2 protein-coding genes and 1 pseudogene are annotated in these 1785 nt (G+C 70.8%); all 3 read right to left on the bottom strand.

Annotation, left to right across the window (positions count from 1 at the left end; translation table 11 throughout):
- On the bottom strand, nt 1–226 hold a 226-nt coding region (locus AC27IO_RS23760; protein ID WP_498741120.1), incomplete at its 3' end, for an EamA family transporter.
- A gap of 251 nt (nt 227–477) precedes the next feature.
- Nucleotides 478–1191 carry an arsenical resistance protein ArsH gene (arsH, locus tag AC27IO_RS23755; protein WP_317360084.1) on the bottom strand — a complete coding sequence of 238 codons (714 nt, stop codon included), beginning with the start codon at nt 1189–1191 and terminating at the stop codon, nt 478–480.
- Nucleotides 1181–1785: pseudogene (locus tag AC27IO_RS23750) on the bottom strand (arsenic resistance protein); the annotation flags it as partial. The pseudogene AC27IO_RS23750 and the gene arsH, both read right to left, overlap by 11 nt.

Raw genomic sequence — 1785 nt, 5'->3', positions numbered from 1 at the left:
ACAGCAGCACCCAGCGCCAGTGCATGCGCGGCGGCTTGAGGAAGAACACCAGCGGCAGCGCGGCGAACAGGTAGCGCACGGCCCCGAGCTGGAACGGCGTGAAGTAGCGCAGGCCCCACTTCATCGCCACGAAATTGATCCCCCAGATGACCACCACGGCCATCGCGGCCAGCACGTCGCGCGTGGCCATGGCATCGCCGACCGGCGCCCGGGCCACCGCGCTCATGCGGCCCCCCTGCGGCCCGGCTGGCGGGTGGGGCGGTGCCGCCCAGGGCGCCGCGGCGCGGCGAAGGTGGAGAAAAACGCGGGGCTGGGCATACGGCGGTTCGCCGGCAGGCCGGCGCAGAAAAAAGGGGGCGGGGGAAGGGGGAGGGGGCGAAGCGGTCGATTATTCCGCACGGCCCCGACTGGCGTGTGGCCGCACGGGACAGCGTGGCCTGCGCGGCACCGCCTGCGGCACTCGCCCCCGCTGGCCGCTCAGAGGCTGCGCTGGTTCACGCGCTGAGACAGGGCCTGCGCGCTTTCCCGGCGCTCGCTGTAGCGGTCCACCAGGTAAGCCGCGCCGCCGCGCGTGAGCAGGGTGAACTTCACCAGCTCTTCCATCACATCCACCACGCGTTCGTAGTAGCTCGACGGCTTCATGCGGCCGGCCTCGTCGAATTCGAGGAACGCCTTCGCCACGGAGGACTGGTTGGGGATGGTGACCATGCGCATCCAGCGGCCCAGCACCCGCATCTGGTTGACCGCGTTGAACGACTGCGAGCCGCCCGAGACCTCCATCACCGCCAGCGTCTTGCCCTGGGTGGGGCGCACCGCGCCGACCGACAGCGGAATCCAGTCGATCTGCATCTTGAGGATGCCCGTCATCGCGCCATGGCGCTCGGGGGACGTCCAGACCATGCCTTCCGCCCATTGGGCGAGCGTGCGCAGCTCGGCCACCTTGGGGTGATCGTCGGGCGCCGCGTCCGGCATCGGCAGGCCGCGCGGATCGAAGATGCGCGCCTCGGCGCCCAGGGCCCGCAGCAGCCGCGCCGCCTCTTCGGTCAGCAGCCGGCTGTAGGACCGCTCGCGCACCGAGCCGTACAGCAGCAGGATGCGCGGGGCATGGGTGGCGCGCTGCGCGGGGAACAGCCGCTCCGGATCGACCGGGTGCAGCAGCGCGGCGTCGACGTTCGGAAGATCAGGATTCATACCACCCTCTGGACGCGTTCACGGCCCGAACTACCAGCAGCATCACCGGCACCTCGATGAGCACCCCCACCACGGTGGCGAGCGCCGCCCCCGAGTGAAAGCCAAACAGGCCGATGGCAGTGGCCACGGCCAGCTCGAAGAAGTTGGACGCGCCGATCAGGGCCGACGGGCCGGCGATGGCGTGCGTTTCGCCGGCCGCCCGGTTGAGCCCGTAGGCCAGCGCCGAGTTGAACAGCACCTGGATCAGGATCGGCACCGCCAGCAGCGCGATCACGAGCGGCTGCGCCAGGATCGCCTCGCCCTGGAAGGCGAACAGCAGCACCAGCGTGAGCAGCAGGGCCGCGATGGACCACGGCCCGATGCGCTGCAGCGCCGCCTCGAACACGGCCGGCCCCGCGCGCCAGCAAAGGCCCCGGCGCCCCCCACTGGGCCAGCGCCACCGGAATGATGATGTACAGGACCACCGAGGCCAGCAAGGTGTCCCACGGCACGGCGATGGCCGACAGGCCCAGCAGGAAGGCGACCAGCGGCGCGAAGGCCACGACCATGATGCTGTCGTTCAGCGCGACCTGCGACAGCGTGAACAGCGGATCG

The organism is Acidovorax sp. KNOB132, assembly GCF_057541515.1.
The sequence above is the reverse complement of the archived record's forward strand: the minus strand, read 5'-3'. Positions and strand labels throughout refer to the sequence as shown.

Bases quoted from the DNA above. Each gene is read 5' to 3' on its own strand.
- arsH (WP_317360084.1), bottom strand. From the start codon at position 1,191: ATGAATCCTGATCTTCCGAACGTCGACGCCGCGCTGCTGCACCCGGTC.